At 64.3% G+C, this 23,973-nt stretch carries 23 protein-coding genes; 6 read left to right on the top strand and 17 right to left on the bottom strand.

Features of this window, described 5'->3' with window-relative positions; genetic code table 11:
• Nucleotides 1-6: 6 nt before the first annotated feature.
• The 6 genes from pmtA to ACVMIM_RS04060 form a co-directional block, all read right to left on the bottom strand.
• The gene (gene pmtA / locus ACVMIM_RS04085) at nucleotides 7-612 is read right to left on the bottom strand and encodes a phospholipid N-methyltransferase PmtA (RefSeq protein WP_040999362.1); all 606 of its coding nucleotides are present in this window, start codon (nucleotides 610-612) and stop codon (nucleotides 7-9) included.
• A 141-nt stretch (nucleotides 613-753) separates the two neighbouring features.
• The gene (dnaJ, locus tag ACVMIM_RS04080) at nucleotides 754-1,881 is read right to left on the bottom strand and encodes a molecular chaperone DnaJ (RefSeq protein WP_040999359.1); all 1,128 of its coding nucleotides are present in this window, start codon (nucleotides 1,879-1,881) and stop codon (nucleotides 754-756) included.
• 201 nt (nucleotides 1,882-2,082) lie between these two features.
• Nucleotides 2,083-3,999 (bottom strand): molecular chaperone DnaK, encoded by a 1,917-nt coding sequence (gene dnaK, locus ACVMIM_RS04075; protein WP_040999357.1) that lies wholly within the window; start codon nucleotides 3,997-3,999, stop codon nucleotides 2,083-2,085.
• 456 nt (nucleotides 4,000-4,455) lie between these two features.
• A complete protein-coding gene (locus tag ACVMIM_RS04070; RefSeq protein WP_476110594.1) occupies nucleotides 4,456-5,424 on the bottom strand; it encodes a substrate-binding domain-containing protein in 969 nt (322 codons plus the stop codon).
• 18 nt (nucleotides 5,425-5,442) lie between these two features.
• Nucleotides 5,443-6,738, bottom strand: coding sequence for an ABC transporter permease (locus tag ACVMIM_RS04065; RefSeq protein ID WP_476110592.1), 1,296 nt, complete (start codon nucleotides 6,736-6,738; stop codon nucleotides 5,443-5,445).
• On the bottom strand, nucleotides 6,735-8,315 hold the full coding sequence (locus ACVMIM_RS04060) for a sugar ABC transporter ATP-binding protein (RefSeq protein WP_476110590.1): 1,581 nt from the start codon (nucleotides 8,313-8,315) through the stop codon (nucleotides 6,735-6,737). The genes ACVMIM_RS04065 and ACVMIM_RS04060 overlap by 4 nt, the downstream gene beginning before the upstream one ends.
• 217 nt (nucleotides 8,316-8,532) lie before the next feature.
• Here ACVMIM_RS04060 and ACVMIM_RS04055 point away from each other — a divergent pair, with 217 nt between their 5' ends.
• Nucleotides 8,533-9,552, top strand: coding sequence for a LacI family DNA-binding transcriptional regulator (locus tag ACVMIM_RS04055; protein WP_476110589.1), 1,020 nt, complete (start codon nucleotides 8,533-8,535; stop codon nucleotides 9,550-9,552).
• Here ACVMIM_RS04055 and ACVMIM_RS04050 read toward each other — a convergent pair.
• The 5 genes from ACVMIM_RS04050 to ACVMIM_RS04030 form a co-directional block, all read right to left on the bottom strand.
• Nucleotides 9,542-10,342 carry an inositol monophosphatase family protein gene (locus ACVMIM_RS04050; protein WP_476110587.1) on the bottom strand — a complete coding sequence of 267 codons (801 nt, stop codon included), beginning with the start codon at nucleotides 10,340-10,342 and terminating at the stop codon, nucleotides 9,542-9,544. The genes ACVMIM_RS04055 and ACVMIM_RS04050 overlap by 11 nt on opposite strands.
• Nucleotides 10,343-10,404: 62 nt before the next feature.
• Nucleotides 10,405-11,403, bottom strand: a complete 999-nt coding sequence (locus tag ACVMIM_RS04045) for an LLM class flavin-dependent oxidoreductase (RefSeq protein WP_476110586.1) — start codon at nucleotides 11,401-11,403, stop codon at nucleotides 10,405-10,407.
• A gap of 3 nt (nucleotides 11,404-11,406) precedes the next feature.
• Nucleotides 11,407-12,228: an arylamine N-acetyltransferase family protein gene (locus tag ACVMIM_RS04040; RefSeq protein WP_476110584.1), complete on the bottom strand. Its 822-nt coding sequence runs from the start codon at nucleotides 12,226-12,228 to the stop codon at nucleotides 11,407-11,409.
• 89 nt (nucleotides 12,229-12,317) lie between these two features.
• The gene (locus ACVMIM_RS04035; protein ID WP_476110583.1) at nucleotides 12,318-13,487 is read right to left on the bottom strand and encodes an AI-2E family transporter; all 1,170 of its coding nucleotides are present in this window, start codon (nucleotides 13,485-13,487) and stop codon (nucleotides 12,318-12,320) included.
• A 105-nt stretch (nucleotides 13,488-13,592) separates the two neighbouring features.
• Nucleotides 13,593-14,654: an LLM class flavin-dependent oxidoreductase gene (locus tag ACVMIM_RS04030; protein ID WP_476110581.1), complete on the bottom strand. Its 1,062-nt coding sequence runs from the start codon at nucleotides 14,652-14,654 to the stop codon at nucleotides 13,593-13,595.
• Nucleotides 14,655-14,888: 234 nt separating this feature from the next.
• Here ACVMIM_RS04030 and ACVMIM_RS04025 point away from each other — a divergent pair, with 234 nt between their 5' ends.
• On the top strand, nucleotides 14,889-15,317 hold the full coding sequence (locus ACVMIM_RS04025) for a DUF6481 family protein (RefSeq protein WP_040999338.1): 429 nt from the start codon (nucleotides 14,889-14,891) through the stop codon (nucleotides 15,315-15,317).
• 167 nt (nucleotides 15,318-15,484) lie between these two features.
• On the opposite strand, the gene sugE is transcribed toward ACVMIM_RS04025, so the two are convergent.
• Together sugE and ACVMIM_RS04015 are read right to left on the bottom strand one after the other, a co-directional pair.
• Entirely contained in the window at nucleotides 15,485-15,799 is a 315-nt protein-coding gene (sugE, locus tag ACVMIM_RS04020; protein WP_040986423.1) for a quaternary ammonium compound efflux SMR transporter SugE, read from the bottom strand.
• A 196-nt stretch (nucleotides 15,800-15,995) separates the two neighbouring features.
• Entirely contained in the window at nucleotides 15,996-16,121 is a 126-nt protein-coding gene (locus ACVMIM_RS04015; protein WP_082953831.1) for a hypothetical protein, read from the bottom strand.
• Nucleotides 16,122-16,333: 212 nt separating this feature from the next.
• On the opposite strand from ACVMIM_RS04015, the gene ACVMIM_RS04010 reads away from it, so the two are divergent.
• Nucleotides 16,334-17,293: a cation diffusion facilitator family transporter gene (locus ACVMIM_RS04010; RefSeq protein WP_476110576.1), complete on the top strand. Its 960-nt coding sequence runs from the start codon at nucleotides 16,334-16,336 to the stop codon at nucleotides 17,291-17,293.
• A 35-nt stretch (nucleotides 17,294-17,328) separates the two neighbouring features.
• Nucleotides 17,329-17,733: a GFA family protein gene (locus ACVMIM_RS04005; RefSeq protein ID WP_040999333.1), complete on the top strand. Its 405-nt coding sequence runs from the start codon at nucleotides 17,329-17,331 to the stop codon at nucleotides 17,731-17,733.
• Between the two features lie 125 nt (nucleotides 17,734-17,858).
• On the opposite strand, the gene ACVMIM_RS04000 is transcribed toward ACVMIM_RS04005, so the two are convergent.
• Nucleotides 17,859-18,182 carry a hypothetical protein gene (locus tag ACVMIM_RS04000; protein ID WP_040999331.1) on the bottom strand — a complete coding sequence of 108 codons (324 nt, stop codon included), beginning with the start codon at nucleotides 18,180-18,182 and terminating at the stop codon, nucleotides 17,859-17,861.
• A gap of 178 nt (nucleotides 18,183-18,360) precedes the next feature.
• Here ACVMIM_RS04000 and mbfA point away from each other — a divergent pair, with 178 nt between their 5' ends.
• Complete coding sequence (mbfA, locus tag ACVMIM_RS03995; RefSeq protein ID WP_278051234.1) at nucleotides 18,361-19,344, top strand: iron exporter MbfA; 984 nt, start codon at nucleotides 18,361-18,363, stop codon at nucleotides 19,342-19,344.
• A 199-nt stretch (nucleotides 19,345-19,543) separates the two neighbouring features.
• Here the strand turns inward: mbfA and ACVMIM_RS03990 are convergent, their stop codons facing one another.
• Together ACVMIM_RS03990 and ACVMIM_RS03985 are read right to left on the bottom strand one after the other, a co-directional pair.
• Nucleotides 19,544-19,888 (bottom strand): antibiotic biosynthesis monooxygenase family protein, encoded by a 345-nt coding sequence (locus tag ACVMIM_RS03990; protein ID WP_476110574.1) that lies wholly within the window; start codon nucleotides 19,886-19,888, stop codon nucleotides 19,544-19,546.
• Entirely contained in the window at nucleotides 19,885-20,253 is a 369-nt protein-coding gene (locus ACVMIM_RS03985) for an NIPSNAP family protein (protein ID WP_476110573.1), read from the bottom strand. The genes ACVMIM_RS03990 and ACVMIM_RS03985 overlap by 4 nt, the downstream gene beginning before the upstream one ends.
• Nucleotides 20,254-20,422: 169 nt before the next feature.
• On the opposite strand from ACVMIM_RS03985, the gene ACVMIM_RS03980 reads away from it, so the two are divergent.
• Nucleotides 20,423-21,097, top strand: a complete 675-nt coding sequence (locus ACVMIM_RS03980; protein ID WP_476110572.1) for an ArsR/SmtB family transcription factor — start codon at nucleotides 20,423-20,425, stop codon at nucleotides 21,095-21,097.
• 364 nt (nucleotides 21,098-21,461) lie between these two features.
• Here ACVMIM_RS03980 and ligD read toward each other — a convergent pair whose 3' ends face one another.
• Nucleotides 21,462-23,966, bottom strand: a complete 2,505-nt coding sequence (gene ligD / locus ACVMIM_RS03975; protein ID WP_476110570.1) for a DNA ligase D — start codon at nucleotides 23,964-23,966, stop codon at nucleotides 21,462-21,464.
• Between the last annotated feature and the right edge of the window lie 7 nt (nucleotides 23,967-23,973).

Below are 23,973 nucleotides of genomic sequence, written 5' to 3'. Positions count from 1 at the left end.
CTATCCCTAATGCGCCGCGCGCCGGTAGATCCACAGCTGCGTCGGCGGGATGTTGCGGAAGATGAAATCGAAATGCTCGACCGTGTAGTCGCCGCGTCCTGCCGGGATCGGCGACAGCGGGCCGTAGGTGAGCTGCACGATCGGCCGTCCGGCGGGAATGCGGTCGAGCAGGCTTTCGATGTAGGCGATGCGCTGGGCGACCGGGAAATTGAGCAGCGGCACGCCGGAGACGACCGAATCGAACACCAAGTCGCGCTTGTCGCCGAGCGTGGCATCGAGATTGAAGGCGTCGCCCTCGATCACGTTGACGCCGGGATAGAGCCCGCGCAGATGGCGCACGAAGTCGGTCGAATATTCGACAGCGTAGAGGTTCTCGGGCTTCACGCCCTGGGCGAGGATGGCGCGGGTGATGACGCCGGTGCCGGGACCGACCTCGAGCACGGGCAGGCCCGATCTCGGATTGACGATCGACGCCATCTTGCGGGCGGTGATGGAACTGGTGGGAACGATCGAGCCGACCGTTTTCGGCTTGTCGATCCAGCCTTTGAAGAACTTCAGCTCGTCGTCGAATTTTTCGGCCAGCGCTTTGCGCAACCCGGGACTACGTGCCATCACGAGCTCTCCTCAATGCTCAGCCCCCGATCCGCTACTTAGCAGTTGGGTGGGACAAGGCAAGGCGTCAAGCTGGCATAAGGTGTTGACGACGCTTGGGAAGCGGCCCGCCCCTTCCGACGCCGTCCGCGACCGTGACGATCAGTTTTCGCCGAACGACTCGAAGAAGTCCTTCATGCGCGCGAAGAAGCCGCTCGACTGGGGCGAGTTGTCCTTCGAGGAGAGCTGCTCGAACTCTTCCAAAAGCTCGCGCTGGCGGCGCGACAGGTTCTGCGGCGTCTCGACCGCCGTCTGGATATAGAGGTCGCCGACATTGGGCTGGCGCAGCACCGGCATGCCCTTGCCCTTCAAGCGGAACTGGCGGCCGTTCTGGGTGCCTTCGGGCACTTTCACCTTGGTCTGCGTGCCGTCGAGCGTGGTGACCTCGAAAGAACCGCCAAGGGCGGCCGTCGTCATCGAGATCGGCACCTTGCAATAGAGATCGGCGCCGTCGCGCTGGAAAAATTCGTGCGGCTTGACCGCCAGGAAGATGTAGAGGTCGCCGGACGGTCCGCCGCGCAGGCCCGCCTCGCCCTCATTGGCAAGCCGGATGCGGGTGCCGTCCTCGATGCCGGCCGGGATGTTGACCGACAGCGAGCGCTCCTCGGTGACGCGCCCCTGGCCGGCGCATTTCGGGCAGGGATCCTTAATCGTCTGGCCGCGGCCCTGACATTGCGGGCAGGTGCGCTCGATCGAGAAGAAGCCTTGCGTGGCGCGCACCTTGCCGTGGCCGTGGCACATGGCACAGGTCACCGGCTGCGTGCCGGGCTTGGCGCCGCTGCCGGAGCATTCCGAGCAGGAGATGGAGGCCGGCACGCGGATCTGCGCCGTCTTGCCGGAAAAGGCCTCTTCCAGCGTGATTTCCATGTTGTAGCGCAGGTCGGCGCCGCGTTCGCGGCCGCCCGACGAACGGCGCTGGCGGCCGCCCATCATGTCGCCGAAGATGTCCTCGAAAATGTCAGCGAAGCCGCCGGCGCCGAAGCCGTGCGCGGCGCCGTTCATGCCGCCCTCGAAGGCGGCGTGGCCGAAGCGGTCATAGGCGGCGCGTTTCTGCGGGTCCTTCAGCGTCTCGTAGGCTTCGTTGATTTCCTTGAACTTGTGCTCGCAAGCACGGTCGCCGGGGTTGCGGTCGGGATGGAACTGCATGGCGAGCTTGCGGAAAGCGCTCTTGAGTTCCTTGTCGTCGGCGCCTTTTTGCACGCCCAGCGTTTCGTAGAAATCAGCTTTCATTTTTTCCCGCTGTCCGGATGCTCAATGTCTTCAAGCATTGTTGGCAATTTTTGCCGGCATGGTCTTGGATTTAGGAGCGATGTTTCCCGGATGCTAGTACCAAGCCGGGCCGCTCCGGGTTTTTCCGTCATTTTTTCGATTGGGGTTGCAAAAAAGCCCGGCTTTGCGCCGGGCTTTTGCACTTATTCGCCGTCAACCGGCTCAGGCCGACTTCTTCTTCTCGTCGTCCTCGTCGATTTCCTCGAAGTCGGCGTCGACCACGTCCGAATCCTTGGCGGCATCCGCCTTGGCATCGGCTTCGGCCGCTTCCTTCTGCGAGGCCTCGTACATGGCCTGGCCGAGCTTCATCGACGCTTCGGCGAGCGCCTGCGACTTGGCTTCGATATCGGCCGGGTCGTCGCCCTCGGCCGCGGTCTTCAGCGCGGCGATGGCGTCGGAGATCGCGGTGCGGTCAGCCTCCGAGACCTTGTCGCCATAGTCCTTGAGCGACTTCTCGGACGAATGCACCAGCGCTTCGGCCTGGTTGCGGGCCTCGACGAGGGCACGACGCTTCTTGTCGGCCTCGGCATTGGCCTCGGCGTCCTTCACCATCTTCTCGATGTCGGCGTCGGACAGACCGCCCGAAGCCTGGATGCGGATCTGGTGCTCCTTGCCGGTGCCCTTGTCCTTGGCCGAGACGTTGACGATGCCGTTGGCGTCGATGTCGAAGGTGACCTCGATCTGCGGCACGCCGCGCGGAGCCGGCGGGATGCCGACCAGGTCGAACTGGCCAAGTAGCTTGTTGTCGGCCGCCATTTCGCGCTCGCCCTGGAAGACGCGGATCGTCACCGCCGACTGCGAATCCTCGGCGGTCGAGAAGGTCTGGCTCTTCTTGGTCGGGATCGTCGTGTTGCGCTCGATCAGTCGGGTGAACACGCCACCCAGCGTCTCGATGCCCAGCGACAGCGGCGTCACGTCGAGCAGCAGAACGTCCTTGACGTCGCCCTGCAGCACGCCGGCCTGGATGGCGGCGCCCAGCGCCACGACCTCATCCGGGTTGACGCCCTTGTGCGGCTCCTTGCCGAAGAACTGCTTCACGATCTCCTGGATCTTGGGCATGCGGGTCATGCCGCCGACCAGGACCACCTCGTCGATCTCGCCCGCCTTCAGGCCGGCATCCTTGAGCGCCGCCTTGCAGGGGTCGATCGTGCGCTGCACGAGATCCTCGACCAGGCTTTCGAACTTTGCCCGGGTGAGCTTCATCGTCAGGTGCTTCGGGCCGCTGGCGTCAGCGGTGATGAAGGGCAGGTTGATCTCAGTCTGCGTCGTCGACGACAGCTCGATCTTGGCCTTCTCGGCCGCTTCCTTCAGGCGCTGCAGCGCGAGCTTGTCGGCCTTGAGATCGATGCCCTGTTCCTTCTTGAACTCGGCCGCCAGATATTCGACGAGCCGCATGTCGAAGTCCTCGCCGCCGAGGAAGGTGTCGCCATTGGTCGACTTCACCTCGAAGACGCCGTCGCCGATCTCGAGGACCGAAATATCGAAGGTGCCGCCGCCAAGGTCATAGACGGCGATGGTCTTGCCGTCCTTCTTTTCCAGGCCATAGGCAAGTGCGGCGGCCGTCGGCTCGTTGATGATGCGCAGCACCTCGAGGCCGGCGATCCGGCCGGCGTCCTTGGTCGCCTGGCGCTGGGCGTCGTTGAAATAGGCCGGAACGGTGATGACCGCCTTCTCGACCTTCTCGCCGAGATAGGCTTCCGCCGTTTCCTTCATCTTCTGCAGGATCATGGCCGAGATCTGGCTGGGCGACTGCTTCTTGCCGCCGGCCTCGACCCAGGCGTCGCCATTGTCGCCCTTGACGATCTTATAGGGGACAAGCTTCTTGTCCTTCTCCGTCACCGGGTCGTCATAGCGGCGGCCGATCAGGCGCTTGACCGCGAAGATGGTGTTTTCCGGATTGGTGACCGCCTGGCGCTTGGCCGGCTGGCCGACGAGACGTTCGCCGTCGCTCGAAATGGCGACGATGGAAGGCGTCGTGCGCGCGCCTTCAGCATTCTCGATCACCTTGGGATCCTTGCCGTCCATGATGGCGACACAGGAATTGGTGGTGCCGAGATCGATACCGATAACTTTTGCCATTGTTCTGGTCTCTCCTCTAAGCAGGCTCTCAGGACCCTTGAAAAAGGCGTTCCGACGAAAGCCCCTGTTCACAAGAAATCCCGTCACGTCCCCGCTTTACGGGGCCGGACGGCTGGCGCGTATATAAGAACAGGCGATACGAGGCGCAAGCATTCTGCGCAAGCTGTTCATTGTCTCGGCGAGGCCAGGGAAGCGATGCGGCGCGCTTTGCTGCGCGATCGGCGCGAGCCCGCGCTATCGCGTTGTTCCCGCTGCTTTTTTTAGACCCGGCGTCGTTGGCGGCGCTTAGAACCGCCTCCCGGCGGGGGCAGGACTTGTCCGGGCGGGCGTGACTTTCGGTCGCGAAAGAGCGGAAAATCGGTGTTGCGGCGACGCTTCGCCATCCGGCGGCAAGCTATGGGAAGCGCGCTCGGGCAAAGCCCTGCCAGGCGCGTGGCCCGGCAGGGGATTGCGGGCTTAGAGCCCGTTGTCCTTGAGGATCTTGGCGGCGTTGTCCTTGGTGATCCTTTCCGTCGGCAGCGTGATGGTCTTCTCGACCTTCTCGCCGTTGAGGAACTTGATCGCCTGGCGCAGGCCCTCGGCGCCCGGCGTGACATAGGTGAAGGTCGCCGTCAGCTCGCCCTTGTTCACCATCTGCACGCCTTCGTTGGGCAGGCCGTCGATGCCAATGAACTTGATGTCTTTCTCGCGCCCGACATCCTTGGCCGCGAGATAGGCGCCATAGGCCATCGGATCGTTGTGGCCGTAGACGAGGTCGATCTTCTCGTTGGTCTTCAGCGCGTTGGCCATGATGTTGTAGGCCTGGTCCTGCTTCCAGTCTCCCGACTGCTGGTCGAGCAGATATTTGATGCCCGGCTCCTTGTCGGTGAATTCATGGAAGCCGTCATGGCGGTCATGCGCCGGCTGCGTGCCCATGCCGCCCCAGATCTCGACGACGTTGCCGGAGGCCTTGCCCTTGCCGCCCAGGAGCTCGACGGCATATTCGCCGGCCGCCCGGCCGATCAGCTTGTTGTCGCCGCCGACGAACTGCGTGTAGTCCTTGGTGTCGACATTGCGGTCGAGCACGAAGACCGGGATCTTGGCGTCGATCGCCTGCTGCACGACGCCGGTGAGGCCGGCCGATTCCTTCGGCGACACCAATAGCGCGTCGACTTCCTGGCGGATCAGGTTCTCGACATCGGCGACCTGCTTTTCGGTCTTGTCCTCGCCGTCGGTGATGATCAGCTCGACTTCCGGGTGCTTGGCGGCTTCGGCGATGATGTCCTTGTTGAACTGGGCGCGCCAGGGCTCGATGGTCGTCACCTGCGAGAAGCCGATCTTCCACTTCTTGTCCTGGGCAAAGGCATCGTCGCTGGAAAAGAGAGCGGTCGTCGTCAGAAGTGCCACTGCGAAGGTGGCAAGCTTCAGCATATCACGTCGTTTCATGGTCCTGTTTCCTCCGGATTATAGAGACGAGGTCTCCTGTGACGGCCGTTTTGCCGCGGCCGTTCCCTTTTGCGCCGTCCGCCCGCCGGGCAGGCGCAGATAGCTTAAGATGTCGCCGGCGTTGCGCTCCTGCACGAGCACGGTGCCGATGATGATCGCCCCCTTCAGCACCAGCTGAAGGTTCGAATTGATGTTGTGCAGCTGCAGGATGTTGGAGAGCAGCCCGAAGATCAGCACGCCGCAGAAGGTGCCGATCAGGCTGCCGCGCCCGCCCATCAGGCTAGTGCCGCCGATGACCACGGCGGCGATGGCGTCGAGCTCCAGCCCGGCGCCGGCATCCGGCTTGCCTTGCCGGTATTGCGCCACGTAGAGCACCGCAGCAATGCCGGCGAGCAGGCCCGACACGGCATAAGTGGCGATCTTGACGCGTCCGGCAGCGATGCCCGAAAGCCTCGCCGCCTCCTCATTGCCGCCGATGGCGTAGACATAGCGGCCGAAGGGCGTGAAGCGCAGCACCGCGCCGCAGATCACCACCGCGCCGAGGAAGAAGAGGCCCGGCATCGGCACGACGCCGAACACCAGCGAACGCAGGATCTCGAACTCGGCGGTGGCGTTGGAGCCGGTATAGACCGGCAGCACGGCATTGTTCTGGCCGGCCGTCAGCCGCGCGATGCCGAGCGCCGTCACCATCATGGCAAGCGTGACGATGAAGGGCTGCAGGCGGCCGGCGACGATGATGAAGCCGTTGATGGTGCCGAACAGAAGACCGACGCAGGGCGCCACCAGAAGCACGCCGAGCACGCCGAACTTGGTCTCGACCTGCGGCAGCAGGTACCACAGCGACAGGCAGCACAGCACCACGCCGACGACGCCCGGAATGATCAGTCCGCGCGCCTTGTCCAGCCGCATGTCGCGGCGGGCTTCCGCGCCGGCGCGGGATTTCTCGATGTTGAGCAGGATGAAGCGCGTGGCAAGCGCGCCGAGGCAGAGAGCCACCAGCGCGGTCGTCGGCACGCCGAGCGCCGCCGACGGCGTGAGGCCCGGCACGGTGAGAAGCATGGCGCAGACCACCGAGCAGATAGCCATCAGCGAGCCGACGGAAAGATCGATGCCGCCGGTCAGGATCACCGCCGTCATGCCGGTGGCGATGAGACCGGTGGTCGACACCTGGCGCAGCACGTCGAGCAGATTGCCGTAGGACAGGAAGATGTTGTTGCCCTTGGAACTGATCGGCGAGCCGAACACGCCGATCAGGAAGATGGCGATCAGCCCCCAGTAGAGCTTGGTGCGGGAGAGAAGGCTGATTAGGTTCATGCGGCAGGTCTCGTGGTACGTCGCGGCGCGGCAAGCCGCATGATCGCTTCCTCGCTGGCTTCGGCGCGGGACAGGATTCCGCGCTGGCGGCCCTCCGCCATGACCAGGATGCGGTCGGCCAGATGCAGGAGCTCGGGCAGTTCCGAGCTGATCACGGCGATCGCCAGCCCGTCGCCGGCGAGCTTGAAGATCAGATCGTAGATTTCGCGCTTGGCACCGACATCGATGCCGCGCGTCGGCTCGTCGAGCAGAAGCACGCGCGGCCGCGTCGCCAACCATTTGCCGATCACCACCTTCTGCTGGTTGCCGCCCGAAAGCGTGCCGGCGGCCTGCTCGATGCTTTCGCAGCGTATGCCAAGCGCGCCAACCGCCTCTCGCGCCAGGCCTTGTTCGCCCGAGCGCGAGCGCAGGCCGAAGCGGGCCAACGCGCCGACCAGCGGCAGCGCGACATTGTCGGTGATCGAGGCCTTGAGATGCAGGCCTTGCGTCTTGCGGTCCTCGGTCACCAGGGCGATGCCGAGCCGGCGCGCCTCGCGCGGCGAGCCGATCTCGACCGGCACGCCGTCGAGCTTGATCTCGCCGCCGGTGCGGCCTTCGCTGGAGCCGAAGATCGCCTCCAGGATTTCGGTGCGGCCGGACCCAAGCAGCCCGCCTATGCCGAGGATCTCGCCGGCCGCAAGGTCGAAGCCGACGCCGTCGATCACCCTGCGCCAGCCATGCCGGTCGGGCTTGGACAGCGACAGGTTCCTGACCGACAGCACCGCCTTGCCGCCGCTGCCGCGCTCGTGATCGGAGGACGCCAGAAGGTCGCGCCCGACCATGGCCGAGATGATGGCGTCTTCGTTCAGTGCCGCCATGTCCTGCGTCAACACATGGCGCCCGTCGCGCAGCACCGTCACCCGACTTGCCAGATGCATGACCTCGTCGATGCGGTGCGAGATGTAGACGATCGCTACGCCGCTCGCGGCGAGCTGGCGGATGATGCGGAACAGCCGCTCGCACTCGGCCGGCGACAGCGCCGAGGTCGGCTCGTCCATGATCAGGATGCGCGCCGATTTCGACAGCGCCTTGGCGATCTCCACCAGCTGCTGCTCGCCGACCCTCAGCGTGCCGACGCGCGCTTCCGGATCGAGTTCGATGCCGAGACGCTGCAGCAGCGCTTTTGCCGCGCGGCTGCTCGCCTTGCGGTCGACGACCAGCCCGGCGATCAGCTTTTCGCGGCCGAGGAAGATGTTGTCGGCGACGCTGAGCTCGGGGACGAGGTTGAGCTCCTGGTGGATGATGGCGATGCCGGCGTCCTCGGCGTCGCGCACACCGGTGAAATGAACCGTCTGCCCATCGAGGGCAACAGTGCCTTCGTAATCCGTGTAGACGCCCGAGAGGATCTTCATCAGCGTCGACTTGCCGGCGCCGTTCTCGCCCATCAGCGCATGCACCTCGCCGGGCCTGAGGTCGAGGTTCACATCGGACAGCGCGGTGATGCCGCCAAATCGCTTGGAAATGCCCGTCGCGCCCAGGACGACGGCTGGACCGTCGGCCGCCTTGTTTTCCGTCGTGATGGGGCCAGCGCGCTGCATGGCAAAGGACGGCCTCCCTCCGTCGTCTTCGATTGACCGACGCTAATCTAAACGTTTCGAATGTGTCAAGCGCCTATCTGGCTGCTGAGGATTGATGCAATTCAATTCTTGCGAAAAATGCCGGGTTTACGTAGGTTTAGCCAAATAAGGGTGGCTAAACGTTTCGAAAATGACGGCGTCAGGACGGAAAAAACAGCGGAAATCCACGGCGCCGACCATGCTGCACGTAGCCGAGGCGGCGCGTGTGTCGGTCGCCACAGTGTCCGCATTGCTCAACGGCACGGCAACCGTCAGCCCCGAGCTGACCCAGCGCATCGAGCAGGCGATCCGCGATATCGGCTATAAGCGCAATGCCATCGCCCGCAGCCTGAAGGTGGGCACTACGCGCACCGTCGGCCTCACCGTGCCGCACATCACCAACCCGTTCTTCACCGATGTCGTCTCGGTCATCCAGCAGGCTTTCGACCGCGCCGGCTATGCCGTCATGCTGTGCTGCACGGACGAGGACCTGAACACCCAGGACGAGCAGATCCGGCTTTTGCTCGACCGCATGGTCGACGGGCTGATCGTGGCGCGCGTCGGCGACGGCGGCATTCTGAAAGGCATCGTCGAGGACGCCAATGTGCCGGTGGTGCTGCTCGACCGCCTCTGCGAAGGCGTCGACACCGACGCGGTGGTGCTGGACAACCAGCGCGCCGTGTTCGACGCCGTCACCTATCTGATCCATCTTGGCCACCGGCGCATCGGCTACATCACCGGCACATCCGACATATCCCCCATGCATGACCGCATGATCGGCTACCGCGAGGCGCTGCAGGCGGCCGGCCTGCCGGTGACGGAGGAGCTCATACGCTCCGGCAATTTCCACGAGATCGACGGCTACAACGCGACCATGCAGCTCTTGTCACTGCACGACCGGCCGACCGCGATCTTCTCGGCCAACAATCCGATGGTGATCGGCACCATGAAGGCGATCCGCGATATCGGCCTCAGCTGCCCCGAGGACATTTCGGTCGCCTGTTTCGACGATTTTCCCTGGTCGGACGTGTTCGTGCCGCAGCTGACCACGGTGGCGCAGCCGGTGCAGGCGATCGGCGAGCAGGCGGCGAACCTCCTGCTCGACCGGCTGGCCGGCAACCGCGACGCGCCGCCGAGAAAGCTCGTGCTGAAGGGCCGGCTGATGATCCGCAATTCCTGCCGGCCGCTCGGCCCGGTCGCGCAGAGCGTCAGCGCGTAGGCAAGAAGGAACTCTCGCCAAGCAGCTGCAGCCTGGAGAAGATGTGCTTGCCGCCGGCGATCACTTGCGTGCCCTGGCTGACCACCGTTTTCGGATCGGCCTTGAGCACCCTGCCGCCGGCCTCCTCGACCAGCAGCATGCCGGCGAGACAGTCCCAGGGATTCATGTGCTCCTCGATATAGCCGAGCAGCCTGCCGGAAGCAGCATAAGCAAGCATCAGCGCGCCCGAGGCATTGCGGTAGAAGACGCCGCCCTCGGCCATGATCAGGCTGATGAGAATGACGACATTCTTGGTCGAGGCGCGGTTGGAAAGGCCGGTGCCGACGGCGCCCTCGGACAGCGAGGCCGCATCGCTGGCCTTGATCGGCTTGCCGTTGAGGAAGGCGCCGCCGCCCAGGCGACCGTAGAACGTCTCGCCAGTCGAGGGTTCGTGGATGACCCCGACAATCGTCTCACCATTCCTGGCGCAGGCGATCACCACGCACCAGGCGGGAATGCCGCGCACGAAATTGGCCGTGCCGTCGATCGGATCGATCACCCAGACATGACCGGTTGTTCCGGTGACCGCCGCATGCTCCTCGCCGACGATGCCGTCTTGCGGATAGGCCTCGGCGATCGCCGCGCGGATGAACAGCTCGACCTCGCGGTCGCCCTCGGAAACCAGGTCCTGATGGCCCTTGCTCTCAACGGCCAGATTGTCGAGGTCGCGAAAATATTTGAGCCCCAGCTCGCCGGCGCGCCGCGCCAGGTCGATGGCGAAATGCATGCGGTCATCGAGGTCGTGAGTCACAGCCAGCGCTCGCGTTCGAGGAGGGCCCTTAGCAGACGAGCATATCAGAAGCCATGGCGCCGTCAGGCCGCCTTCGACATCGATTTGTGCACGTCGGCGAGGATCTCGAAGGACCGGACGCGCGCTGCGTGGTCGAAGCACTGTGCGGTTACCATCAATTCGTCGGCGCCAGTGCGGCGTATGAAGGCGTCGATGCCCTGGCGCACCGTTTCCGGCGAGCCGACGACGGCGCAGGACAGCGCCTGGGCGAGCATGGTCTTCGCGACGGAATCGAGATCGCGGTCGTAATTCTCGACCGGCGGCGGCAACTGGCCGGGCCGGCCGCTGCGCAGATTGACGAAGGCCTGCTGCAGCGAACTGAACAGCAGCCTCGCCTCGGCATCCGTGGGTGCTGCAAAGACATTCAGGCCGAGCATGACATAGGGCTTTTCGAGCTCGGCCGACGGCTGGAAGCGCGTGCGATAAACCTCCAGCGCATGGTCGAGCTCGGCCGGCGCGAAATGCGAGGCGAAGGCGTAGGGCAGGCCGAGAAGCGCGGCGAGCTGCGCGCCATAGAGGCTGGAGCCGAGAATCCAGACCGGCACGGTCTGGCCCTCGCCCGGAACGGCGCGGATGCGCTGGCCTTCCTCGGCCGGCTGGAAATAGCCCATCAGCTCGACCACGTCCTGCGGGAAATTGTCGGCGCTTTCGAGGTTGCGGCGCAGCGCCCGCGCGGTCAGCATGTCGGTGCCTGGCGCGCGGCCGAGGCCGAGGTCGATGCGGCCGGGGAAAAGAGCGGCCAGCGTGCCGAACTGCTCGGCGATCACCAGCGGCGCATGGTTGGGCAGCATGATGCCGCCGGCGCCGACGCGGATCGTCTTGGTGCCGCCGGCGACATGCGCGATCACGACGGATGTTGCGGCGCTGGCAATGCCCGGCATGTTGTGGTGTTCGGCGAGCCAATAGCGCCGGTAGCCCAGGCGCTCGGCATGGCGGGCGAGGTCGAGCGAATTGGCAAGCGACTGCGAGGCGGTGCTGCCTTGCGTGATCGGCGACAGGTCGAGAACCGAAAGGTCCGTCATGGGTCAGGTCTCCACGATGCGTTTTTCCCGCAGCCTCGTCGCGAAGGCGGCGCGGTCGGGAATGACGATGGCGAGCTGGTCCTCCAGCACGTCGGCGAGTTCGGCAGCCGTCGCGATCTCGCGCTGCTCGCTGCGGCCGCCGGCATGATGCGTCGACAGCCGGTTGTTGCGCAGCGCATAGCGCCGGTCGGGCAAGGCGAGCGCGGCGACCAGCGTCGACAGGAAATGCGAGCTTGGATGAGTCGAGAGGAAATGGCTGGCGACCCGGTAGTCGACCTCATAGGCCTCGCTCATGTCGAAGCGATAGAGCGTGCGCCAATCACCGCCGATCTCGGCCTGCAGGCGGAATTGTCCGCCGGTCTCGACAAGGCGGAAGGTTTCGTGCGGCGTCTGCTGCTCCAGCCCGGGTTGCAAAAGCAGCGGCGCCGTCAGCGTCAAGCCGCCGAAGCCGACATCGGCAATGTAAGTACTGCCGCCAAGTTCGATGCGAAGCAGCATATGGCTGCGCGCGGTGACGGCGTCATCCGGCTGGCCCCAGAGCACGCGCGCGGCAAGTCCGGTGACGGTGAAGCCCAGCGCGTCGAGCGCATGCATGAAGATCAGATTGTGCTCGAAGCAATAGCCGCCGCGGCCCTGGCGAAAAATCTTGTCCTGCAGCGAAGCCACGTCGAGGCCGACCGAAACGCCCATCAAGGCGTCGATGTTCTCGAACGGGATCGCCCGCGGGTGCGCGGCGTGCAGCGCCTGGAGCGCGGCGAGCGAAGCGTGGGCCGGTCCGCCATAACCGATGCGGGCAAAATAGCCATCGAGATCGAAATCGCTCATTCGGGAGACAGGTCCGGCTTGACCGGTCCGATATAGGCACTGGTCACCGGTGCCGCAAACGATGGCAGAGGTTTGAGATTGGGCCAGCCTCAGGCCGCGTGATTGTGGTTGTTCTCGGCCGGCTCGTCGTCAACGACGGTCGTGTGCTGCGCCGCCAGGAAATTGCCGACCGGGGTCAGGCTTTCGAAATGGTCGCAAAAAACCTTGATGACGACCAGCAGCGGCACCGCCATTAGCGCGCCGACGAAGCCCCACAGCCAGGACCAGAAGGCGATGGCGATGAAGATCGCCACCGCATTGATCTCCAGACGCCGCCCGACCACCATGGGGGTCACGAACTGGCCTTCGACGATGTCGCACAAAACCACGAAGGCCGGCGCCAGCAGCGCATAGGCGATCGTGTCGAAGCTGATCAGCGCGATGATCGCGACGATCAGGACGGTCATCAGCGCGCCGACATAGGGCAGGAAATTGAGCAATGCCGCCATCGCCCCCCAGACCAGTGGATTGGGCATGCCGAGCGCCCACAGGCCCAGCCCGATCACCGTGCCGAGACTGACATTGATGACGGAGACCGTGAGCAGATAGTGCGAAATCTCGCGCTCAACGTCATAGACGATGCGCAGCGCCCGCTTTTTCTGGCTCATGCTGGTGAAGGACTGGACGATTTTCTCATAGAACAGCGTGCCGGAGGCGAGCAGGAACAGCGACAGCACGAAGACGATGGTGATGGAGGTGCCGGCTTCCAGAATGTTGCTCGCCGCCGAGGACAGGATCCCGGACGGCGCCACCGCCACCCGCTGCACGCCCGGCTCCTGCGACGTCTCGGCCAGCCCCTCCAATTGATGCGCGAGATCCATCATCCGTTCGAGGGGTCGCCGGAACGGCGCCAGCCGTTCCGTCAGCTGTTGGCCGATCGAATAGGAGTTGTTGATGAGCTCGATGACCGGACCGCTGAGCAGATAGCCCGCGGCGGCGAAGATGAAGATCGACAGCAGCACCAGCAGCGTCGCCGAAATAACCTCCGAGATACCGCGCTTGCGCAGGAAACGCACGATAGGCGTCAAGGTCAGCGCCAGCAGGAAGGCCAGCACTACCGGCATGAAGAAGGCACGGGCGAAATAGAGCGCCGCGGTGGTCATCAGAATGAAGATCCCGATCACCAGCGACCGCATCAGGCGCATGTCCGCCCGCGCCTCGGCGCGCGTGTCAGGGCTTTCGGCAACCCTCGCGCCGGAAGCGATCGGTTCGGCTTTCATCGGTTCCCCTCAGGCACCGCGACCGGTGCAATCGACGGGGAAACGTGCTTGCCGCGCCAAGGTTCCGTTAGCCGGTGGTCGTGGACGCCCTTGGTGTGCAGCCGCTCAGGCGGCCGGCGCCGGCGCGGCGGATGCCCCCTTAGCGGTCTCCTTGCGCACGATCGGCGCCACCTTGGTGCCGTAGAGCTCGATCGCCTTCATGATCTTGGCGTGCGGCATGGTGCCGATCGCCATCTGCAGCAGGAAGCGGTCATTGCCGAAGATCTTGTGCTGGGCGACGATCTTTTCCGCCACCGCTTCAGGATTGCCGACGAACAGCGCGCCGTTCGGCCCGCGCGCCTGGTCGAAATGGGCGCGCGAGGTCGGACCCCAGCCGCGCTCGCGGCCGATGCGGTTCATCACTTCGGCCTGCGGGCCGTAGAAATCGTCGGCCGCCTGCTCGATCGTTCCGGCGATGAAGCCATGCACGTTGATGCTGGTGGCAAGCGAGGCCGGATCGGTGCCGGCGCGCTTTGCCGCCTCGCGGTAGATCTGGAACAGCGGCGCGAAACGGGCCGGCTCGCCGCCGATGATGGCAAGCGCCAGCGGCAGGCCGAGCACGCCGGCGCGGGCGGCCGATTGCGGCGTGCCGCCGATGGCGATCCAGATCGGCAGCTTCTCCTGCAACGGACGCGGATAGACGCCGCGGCCGTTGATCGGCGCTCGCAGCCTACCCTGCCACGTCACCTTCACCTGGTCGCGGATGGCCAAAAGCAGGTCGAGCTTTTCGGCGAAGAGTTCGTCATAGTCCTCGAAGTTATAGCCGAACAGCGGGAAGGATTCGATGAAGGAGCCGCGCCCGGCCATGATCTCGGCGCGGCCGCCGGACAGAAGATCGAGTGTCGCGAATTGCTGGAAGACGCGCACCGGATCGTCGGAGGAGAGCACGGTGACCGCGCTGGTGAGCTTGATGCGCTTCGTGCGCTCTGCCGCCGCGGCCAGCGCCACCACAGGCGCCGAGGCCGCGTAGTCGGGGCGGTGATGCTCGCCGAGGCCGAACACGTCGAGCCCGACCTGGTCGGCCAGCTCGATTTCCTCGATGAGATTGCGCAGCCGCTCATGCGGGCCGATGGCGCCGGGGCCGGACTCCGGGCTGACATCGGCGAAAGTATAAAGACCGAGTTCCATCTGGTTGCGTCCTAAAGGGCGTTCGTGTGGATGTTGCTTGTCGGCGCTAGAGGTAACGATCCGCCCTGCCAGCCGCCAGACGCGCGATCTGTGAACAGTGCATCGCCCCATCGCCATGCCGTATCTCTGCGGCAACAAGCCCGGATTTTTCATGGCTGGCATACCGTTTTGGCGCTTGAACTCGCCGCTTTCGCGCGTATGTAAGCCTCGCAAATAGACTGCAGGGAAGTGCACTTGGCTATCTACAGGGAAAAAGACATTTTCGAGCGGCGCAACGCCGCGAACGAGGCAAAGAAGGCGCTGCTCGAGCGCTTCAAGGCAAGACCGGCGGCGGATGATCCGGCCGTGCTCGCCCGCCAGGCCGAACGCAAGGCAATCCTCGAGGCCCGCGCCATCCGCGAGGCTGAAAAGGCAAGACTGAAGCAGGAAAAGCTGGCGCGTGAAGCGGCCGAGAAGGCCGAGCGCGAGGCGATTGCCGAAGCGGCGCGTCTTGCGGCTGAAGCCGCGGCGGCCGAAGAGGCCAGGCGCCGCGAGGCCGAGGAAGCCGAGCGCATCGCGATCGAGCTCGCCGAGGAAGCGGCGCGCAAGGCCAAGCGTGACGCACGCTACGCCGCCCGCAAGGCGCGCGTCGGCAGAACGCCTCCGGGCTTCTCCGCCCGCTAAAGCAATTCCAGGAAAAGTGCGTAGCGGTTTTCCGTTCGGAATTGCGCAAAACCAAGACGTAGAGCGGTTCGGCGTGTGAACGTTGAACCGCTCTAAGTTCCGGTTCGTCGGAAAATAAGGTCAGGGTCGCCGAAAGCGGCCCTGAACGTGTTTGTGCCTGGAATTGTTCAGGCTACCAGTTTGAGACCGACGATGCCGCAAACGATCAGGCCGATACAGGCGAGCCGCACCGCGGTCGCCGGTTCGCCGAGCAGCCAGATGCCGAGCAGCGCCGTGCCGACGGTACCGATGCCGGTCCACACCGCATAGGCGGTGCCGACGGGCAGCGTCTTCAGCGCCAGGCCGAGCAGGCCGAGGCTGACGATCATCGAGGCGATGGTGAGAAGGGTCGGCAGCGGCTTGGAGAAGCCGTCGGTGTATTTGAGGCCGATCGCCCAGCCGATCTCGAACAGGCCGGCGAAGAAAAGAAAGATCCAGGACATCTAAAGCGCTCCGTCATTCCAGCATCGGTTGAGATGCTGGGTGTGGCGGGTCGTCCCGGCCGGTTCTCGGGGAAGCGAGGTCGTCCTCGCCGCTTGGATATAGGGTGCCCCTGTTTCCCGATCAACAAAACACCGGCAGCACGGCCATGCTGCCGGTTCAAGCGAGGATCGAGCGAGGCCGACCGAATCCGGCCGCTTACTTTTCCTTGATGCGCATCGCCTTGACCGGCGGCGCCTTCGGAGCCGGGGCCGCGGCGGGCTTCTTGGCATCCTTCTTCGGCTTGCGGGGTTCCTTGCCCGCCTTCATCGCACCTTTTGCCATGATTCGCTCCTCCGGTTTGTGGGCAATCCAAGTGAAACAAGAGAAATGCCGGACTGCAAGAGGCTGTGCCGCTTTGCGAAGCCGGCCGGCCGGCTGTCAACCGGTTTCCCCACGCTAGCCGGCTCAAGCGCATAGCTATTGCTTGAACTTCCGATTGCCTGGCGCATTGTCTGTGGAGTTTCAGTGTCCCCTGGGGCGCGTCGGGAGATCGGATGGCAGGACATAGCGGATCGAGACGGGTGATCTACGCCGCGCTCGCCGGCAACCTGGCGATCGCGCTCACCAAATTCGCGGCGGCAGCCTTCACCGGTTCGTCCGCCATGCTGTCGGAAGGCGTGCATTCGCTAGTCGACACCGGCAACGGCACGCTGCTCCTCTACGGCATGCATCGCGCCGCGCGGCCGCCCGACCGCACGCATCCGCTCGGCCACGGACGCGAGCTCTATTTCTGGAGCTTCATCGTGGCACTTCTGGTGTTCGCGCTTGGCGCCGGCGTGTCCTTCTACGAGGGTGTCATCCACATCATGGCGCCCGAACCGGTCGTCAACGTCAAGGTCAACTACATCGTGCTTGGCCTCTCCTTCCTCTTCGAGGGCAGCTCATGGCTGGTCGCGCTGAAGGAGTTTCGGCAGCAGAAGGGCAAGCAGGGCTGGTTCCAGGCGGTGCGCCGCAGCAAGGACCCCAGCGTCTATACGGTGCTGTTCGAGGACAGCGCCGCGCTGCTTGGGCTCGTCGTCGCCTTCGCCGGCATCCTGTCCGCCGAACTTCTCGAAATCCCGGAGCTCGACGGCGTCGGCTCGATCGGCATTTCAATCATCCTCGGGGCGACCGCGGTCTTCCTGGCGCGCGAGAGCAAGGGGCTGCTCATGGGCGAGCCCGCCTCCCTGGACGTGCAGCGCCAGGTCCTGGCGATCGCCCAGGATGATCCGGCGGTGCAGCGGGCGAACGGCATATTGAGCGTCCATATCGGCCCCGAGGAGATCGTCGCGGGCTTGAGCATCGAATTCGAGGATCATCTCACCGCGCCCGAGATCGAAGCCTGCGTCGAGCGCCTGGAAGCAAGGCTCAAGAAGGAAATGCCGCAAATCTCGAGGCTGTTCGTCAAGCCGCAGGCCACTGGCACATGGGAGCAGCGGCGCAAGGCCATGGCCGAGGCTTCGGACGAGAGTTAGGTTGAACGAAGCGAAGTTCGTGAGGAGAACGGCCAATGAAGATCGACGGCGGATGCCATTGCGGCGCGATCACCTATGAGGCGGAGGTCGATCCCGAGAAGACCTCGATCTGCCATTGCACGGATTGCCAGCAACTGACGGGAACAGCCTTTCGCGTGACCGTGGGGGCGTCAGAAGAGCATTACCGGATTACCAAGGGCACGCCGAAGGTCTATATCAAGACCGGATCCAGCGGCGCCAAGCGCGCGCAGGCCTTTTGCGGCGAATGCGGATCGCATCTCTATGCCACCTCGGTTGGCGATGGACCGAAAATCTATGGCATCAGGGTGGGCACAGCGCGCCAGCGCGAGGATCTCGTTCCGAGAAGACAGGTCTGGCACCGCTCGGCGCTGCATTGGCTGCCGGAATTCGAAGGCATGACGACGATCGAGGAGCAGTAGGGCCACATAGCGGGCGGGCTGCCCTCAGAGCTCGGGATTTTAGGAAATGCCCGCCGTCGCTTATGGCCGCCTTGCGCGCTCACATGCGCTCGATCGACACCCTCACCAAGTGAAGGACCGCCCCTTCACCCCAAGAGTGTCTTCGTCCTTTTGCTGCCGCCGAGCTTGCGCCAATTGTTGAAGCGGTGCGTGGCGGCGGCGAAGGAGATCTTCATCTGCTGGGCGACGGTGTAGCGCGACTTGCCCTCGTCGAACATGCGGTAGCAGCACTCGACGCCTTCCTCGGTGAGCTTGCCGTCCGGCGTCTTGTTGTGCGGATTGGCGGGATCGAACTTTTCGATCTGCTGCTCGACCAGACCCTTGAGGCGCTGCAGGTCGGCCTCGATGCTGGCGATGAGATCGAGAACGGGCTTGGCATCGAATGCGTGCGGAGGCTTCTTGTCCGTCATTCGTTGGTCTCCTTCAATTTCGGCTGATGCTGCCCATATAGGCAAACATTCGGCAATAATGAAGGGCGGCCCGGACGCGCTGGATCAACCATTCGCGAGCGCATCGACGGCACTGGCGATTGACGCCCGGCAGCCAAGATCCTAGTTTAGAACGATTCTAAACTAGAGTGATCCCATCATGCTTTCCCGTGTTTTCGGCTTCGGCCGCCGTTCCTTCGATTCGCTGTCGGAGCAGGAGATCCTGGCGCTGGCGATCTCTTCCGAGGAGGATGACGGGCGCATCTACCGCGCCTATGCCGATGGCCTGGCGGAAGACTTTCCGCGATCGGCAAAAGTGTTCGAGGCGATGGCCGAGGAGGAGGATGGCCACCGCGATTCGCTCATCGAGCTTTACCGCAAGCGCTTCGGCGAGCGCATCCCGCTGATCCGGCGCGAGCACGTCAAAGGCTATTTCGAGCGCAAGCCCGACTGGCTGGTGAAGCCGCTCGGCATCGAGCACGTGCGGCGGCAGGCCGAGGAAATGGAGCGGCAGGCCTATCGCTTCTATGTCGAGGCGGCCAAGCGCACTACCGACGCCTCGACGCGAAAGTTGCTCGACGATCTCGCCGTGGCCGAGCAAGGCCATGAGAGCTCGGCGCATGAACTGGAGCAGGAGCATGTGCCGGGCACCGTCAAGGTGGAGGAGGCGACGGCCGAGCAGCGCCAGTTCATCCTCACTTATGTGCAGCCCGGGCTGGCCGGGCTGATGGACGGGTCGGTGTCGACGCTGGCGCCGATCTTCGCCGCCGCCTTCGCCACCCATGCGACATTCCAGACTTTCCTCGTCGGCCTCGCCGCCTCGATCGGCGCCGGCATCTCGATGGGCTTCACCGAAGTTGCCTCCGACGACGGCAAGCTGTCCGGCCGCGGCTCGCCGGTGAAGCGCGGGCTGACCGTCGGCATCATGACGACGCTGGGCGGGCTCGGCCACGCGCTGCCCTATCTCATTCCCTACTTCTGGACGGCGACGATCGTCGCGGCGATCGTGGTGTTCTTCGAGCTCTGGGCGATCGCCTTCATCCAGAACCGCTACATGCAGACGCCCTTCTGGCGCGCCGCCTTCCAGGTGGTACTGGGCGGCGCGCTGGTCTTCGGGGCGGGCGTGCTGATCGGGAATGCTTAGCGCCAGCGCTCTCCTTCTCCCCTTGCGGGAGAAGGTGGATCGGCGCGATAGCGCCGAGAGACGGATGAGGGGTGTTCCAGCGGAGTGAGAGGCTGGCAAACTTACCGTCTCCTCCGGCGGCGCCAAGCTGGAGCACCCCTCATCCGTTCGAGCTTCGCTCGGCCACCTTCTTCCACAAAGGAGAAGGGAGAGCCGCGCTTCACCCATTCACCGCCCTACTATCCGCCGGCGCTTCCGCCCTTTCCGTCAGCCCGTAGTCGCGCACCACATGGGCGATGCGCAGACGATAGCCGGCAAAGATGCCGCCGCGGCCGGCCTGCTGCGCCTGGCGGTGCTCCCCGGTGTTGCGCCAGGCTTTCACCGCTTCCTCGTCGCGCCAGAAGGACAGCGACAGCACGCGCTTCGGATCGGTCAGGCTCTGGAAGCGCTCGACCGAGATGAAGCCATCGATGCTCTCGAGCAGCGGCTTGAGTTCGGCGGCGATGCCGAGATAGGCATCGCGCTTCCCTTCCGCCGGCTCAACCTCGAAGATGACAGCGATCATGCCTCTATTCCTTCCTTGACGGTCATGTCGGTGCGAAAGAGCTGCCTTGGACCATGCGGGCCGGACACCAGCTTCAGGAAGACACGGTCCTCCTTGAGGATGAATTTCTCGCGCCTGGCGAATTCGTAGTTTGCCTTGCCGACCGGGTCGGCGGCAAGCCGGGCGCGATAGGCTTCATAGGCCGCGAGGCTCTCGATGTTGTAGGCGGCGTAGGCAGTGGTGGCCGAGCCTTCATGCGGCGCGTAGTAGCCGATCAGCTCGGCGCCGCAGCGCGGAATGGCTTGGCCCCAAGCGCGCGCATATTGCTCGAAGGCCGCCTTGCCGAACGGGTCGATCTCGTAACGGATGAAGCAGGTTATGGTCATGTCGGTCTCCTGGCCGGTTGGGTTCCGCCATCGATGCTTCGACCGTGATCGAAGCATCGCTTGCGCCTCTGTGCTAGGCATCCTCCTGTCAGGAGTGTTTGCCCGGACTGCTTGAGATGGCGCCAGAATAATGCTTTCCTGACGAGAATGCTTCGATGAGGATCGAACCATGCGTGAAGGACCCGATATCGCCCGCATTGCCAGCCTGGTCGGCGACCCTGCCCGCGCCAATATGCTGAACGCGCTGATGGGCGGCACGGCGCTGACAGCGTCGGAACTGGCGCTGGAAGCCGGCGTGTCGCTGCCCACCGCTTCCTCGCATCTGTCGAAGCTGATGGATGGCGGGCTGCTGACCTTGGCGAGCCAGGGTCGCCATCGCTATTACGGGCTCGCCAGCGCGCAGGTGGCCGGCATGATCGAAGCGATCATCGGCGTCGCCGAGGCGGTCGGTCCGAAACGGGTGCGCCCCGGTCCGCGCGATGCGGCCATGCGCGTGGCGCGGGTCTGCTACGACCATCTCGCCGGCGAGCAGGCGGTGGCGATGCTAGACCGGCTGTTCGACAGGAAGCTTTTGCTGCGCGAGGGCAATGAGATCAGGCTCACGTCATCCGGCGCCTCGCATTTTTCCGCGCTCGGCATCGAGACCCAAGCCAAGGCGCGGCGGCCGGTGTGCCGCGCCTGCCTCGACTGGAGCGTGCGCCGATCGCATCTCGCCGGCATGCTTGGCGCCGCCATCCTCGACAAGATCATCGCCGAAAACTGGGCGCGACGCGAAAAGGACAGCCGCGCCGTGGTGTTCTCGCCGAAGGGAAGGCAGGCGTTCGAGAGGGTGTTTCTCTCCTAGGCGGCCAATCTCTTTGTGCTGGCGGGACAGCACGGCAGCTTGGTGCATGCATTGTCCAATGTAGCACTGGTCGACCCCCACTCCGTATCGGCTTCGCCGAGCCTCCTCCCCCGATTGAACGGGGTAGAGGAAAGGCGCCAAGTTTTTTGCCGTCAACGCTCGTCCAGTGCTCGCTTCCTTTCCCTCCGGAGGGGGGAAAGGTGGCGCTGCGAAGCAGCGACGGATTGGGGAAACACGTGGCAATCAAGCATCGGCCTGATCAGTCACGCCAGTCACAGAAGATACCTTGCATAGCGTAGACAAATTGGGGAGATGTCCGCAGGACAGGAGGGGGCGCGAAGGATCGCGACGTTCGTTGCGCCAGCTAACTCCGCTTCAACGCCTTCCCCAGTTTGAAGAACTCCTTCCACGGATCGGCCTTCTTCAACTGTGACAGCGTCGTCTTATCGCCAAGCGGGAACGCGTTCGGCGCGAGGCCCTTCTCGATCTCCGGCCAGGTCACCGGCATCGATATCGTGGCACCCTTCTTGGCGCGCGAGGAATAGGGCGCGACCGTGGTCGCGCCGCGGCCGTTGCGCAAATAGTCGACGAAGATCTTGCCCGTGCGCGCCTTCTTCGACAGCGTCGCGGTGTATCGCTCGGGCGCCGCCTGCTCCAGCGCGCGGGCGAAATCATGGGCAAAATCCTTGACCTCGTCCCACTCCGCCGAGGGTTTCAGCGGCACCAGCACGTGATAGCCTTTGCCGCCGGAGGTCTTGACCAGGTTGGGCAGCGACAATTCGTCGAGCTGCTTGTGGATGTCGAGCGCGGCTTCGCGCACGCGGCTGACGTCGATGCCTTCGTCCGGATCGAGGTCGAAGATGATCTGGTCCGGCTTTTCCAGCTCATCGATCGTCGAGCCCCAGATGTGGACCTCGACCACCCCGTACTGGACCAGTGCCGCAAGCCCGTCGAAATCCTTGATGTAGAGGATCTCCTCGCCATCGGTCGGATCCTTCATCCTGGCGATCTTGTCGCTCATGCCTGGCGATGCGTGTTTCTGGAAGAAACGCTGGCCATGAATGCCGTCCGGCGCCCGCACCAGGCTTAACGGCCGGTTGACGACGAATTCCTCCATGCGCGGCCAGACCAGCGCATAGTGATCGAGCAGGTCCCGTTTCGAAATCTTCTCGTCGGGCCATAGCAGCTTGTCGGGATGCGAGAGTTTTATCGAGGTCTTGGCCGTTCCGGCCGATTTTGGCGCGGTCTTACCACTTGCCGCTTTCACTTCGCTCTCGGCCTTGCCGGCTTGCTTCGGCTGTTCCTGCACAACTTCCTCCGCCGGCTTGTCCTCGCGCAATCCCTGGAACGAGGCGTGGCGGATTATACGGTCGGATGTCCAGCTGCGGAACTCCACCTCGCCGACAAGTTCGGGCTTGACGAAGGTGAGGCCCTTGCCCTTGGGCACGGCGGCCGAGAAGGGCGATGTGTCCGTCTCGAGGCTGTCGAGCTTGTTTTTCAAATCCGTCATCACCTTGCCGGAAAAGCCGGTGCCGACGCGGCCGGCATAGTGCAGCTTGCCGCCTTCGTTGAAGCCGACGAGCAGCGAGCGCACGCCCCGCCCCGTCTTGTCCGAGGGCAGATAGCCGCCGATGACGAATTCCTGCCTGAGCGTGCATTTCGACTTGATCCAGGTCAGTCCCCGCCCGCTGCGATACGGCGCGTCGGCGCGCTTCGACACCACGCCTTCCAGGCCCATGCGGCAGACATGTTGCAGCATCACCTTGCCGGGCTCGTGGAAATGATCGCTGAAGCGCAGCGCCGAATCCTCAGGTTGCTTGCCCAACAGTTCAGCCAGCGCCTGTTTGCGCTCGACCAGCGGCTCGCGGCGCAAATCCTCGCTGTCGAGGCGCATCAGGTCGAAGACATAATAGATGAAGCGGTCGGCGCGACGGGCCGACAGATCCGCCTGCAGCATCGGGAAGGACGACACGCCGCTGTCGGCCAGCACCACGACCTCGCCGTCGATGATGGCGTCGCGGCATTTCAATTTGGCCAGTGCCGCGGTGACCGGCCCCTCGAACTTCTCCGTCCAGTCAAGGCCGGCGCGGGTGAGCAGCCTGACCGAGCTGCCTTCGATCTGCGCCTGCATGCGGTAGCCGTCGAACTTCACTTCGTGCAGCCAGTCGTCGCCGGACGGCGCGCTCTTCTCCAGCGTGGCCAATTGCGGTTCGATGAATTCGAGGCGCCTGGCCTGCCCGGCCTTGGTTTTGGCCGGCCTGTTCGACTGCCAGACCTTCGGCTTCTCGCCCTTGGCGGTCTTGCCCTCGCCGATCTCCTCGATGGTCAGTCCGGACTTCACCGATTTCGGATCCTCCTCGAGAATATCCCCGCCCGGCCGGGCGGCGGCATCGCTGGACTTGATCAACAGCCAGTTGTCGCGCTTCTCGCCGGGGCGGGGCTTCAGCCTGACCAGGTGCCAGCGGCCGTTGAGCTTGTGGCCTTCGAGTTCGAAGTCGATATGGCCCTTCTTCATGCCCTTGGCCGGATCGCCATCCGGCGTCCATCTGCCTTCGTCCCAGACCAGGACCGAACCGCCGCCATATTGACCCTTCGGAATGGTGCCTTCGAAGGAGGCGTAGTCGATCGGATGATCCTCGACATGCACGGCCAGCCGCTTTTCATGCGGATCGAGGCTCGGGCCCCTCGTCACCGCCCAGCTCCATAGGACGCCGTCATGCTCGAGGCGGAAATCGTAGTGAAGCCGCGTCGCGGCATGCTTCTGGACGACGAAGATGCCGCCGCCCTGCTTGCCGAGCTTCACCTTGCCGGCCGGCTCCGCGGTTTTCTTGAAATCGCGTTTGGCGTGATATTGTTCGAGGCTGGCCATTGCGGGC

Source organism: Mesorhizobium sp. USDA 4413 (assembly GCF_056280365.1).
The sequence above is the reverse complement of the archived record's forward strand: the minus strand, read 5'-3'. Positions and strand labels throughout refer to the sequence as shown.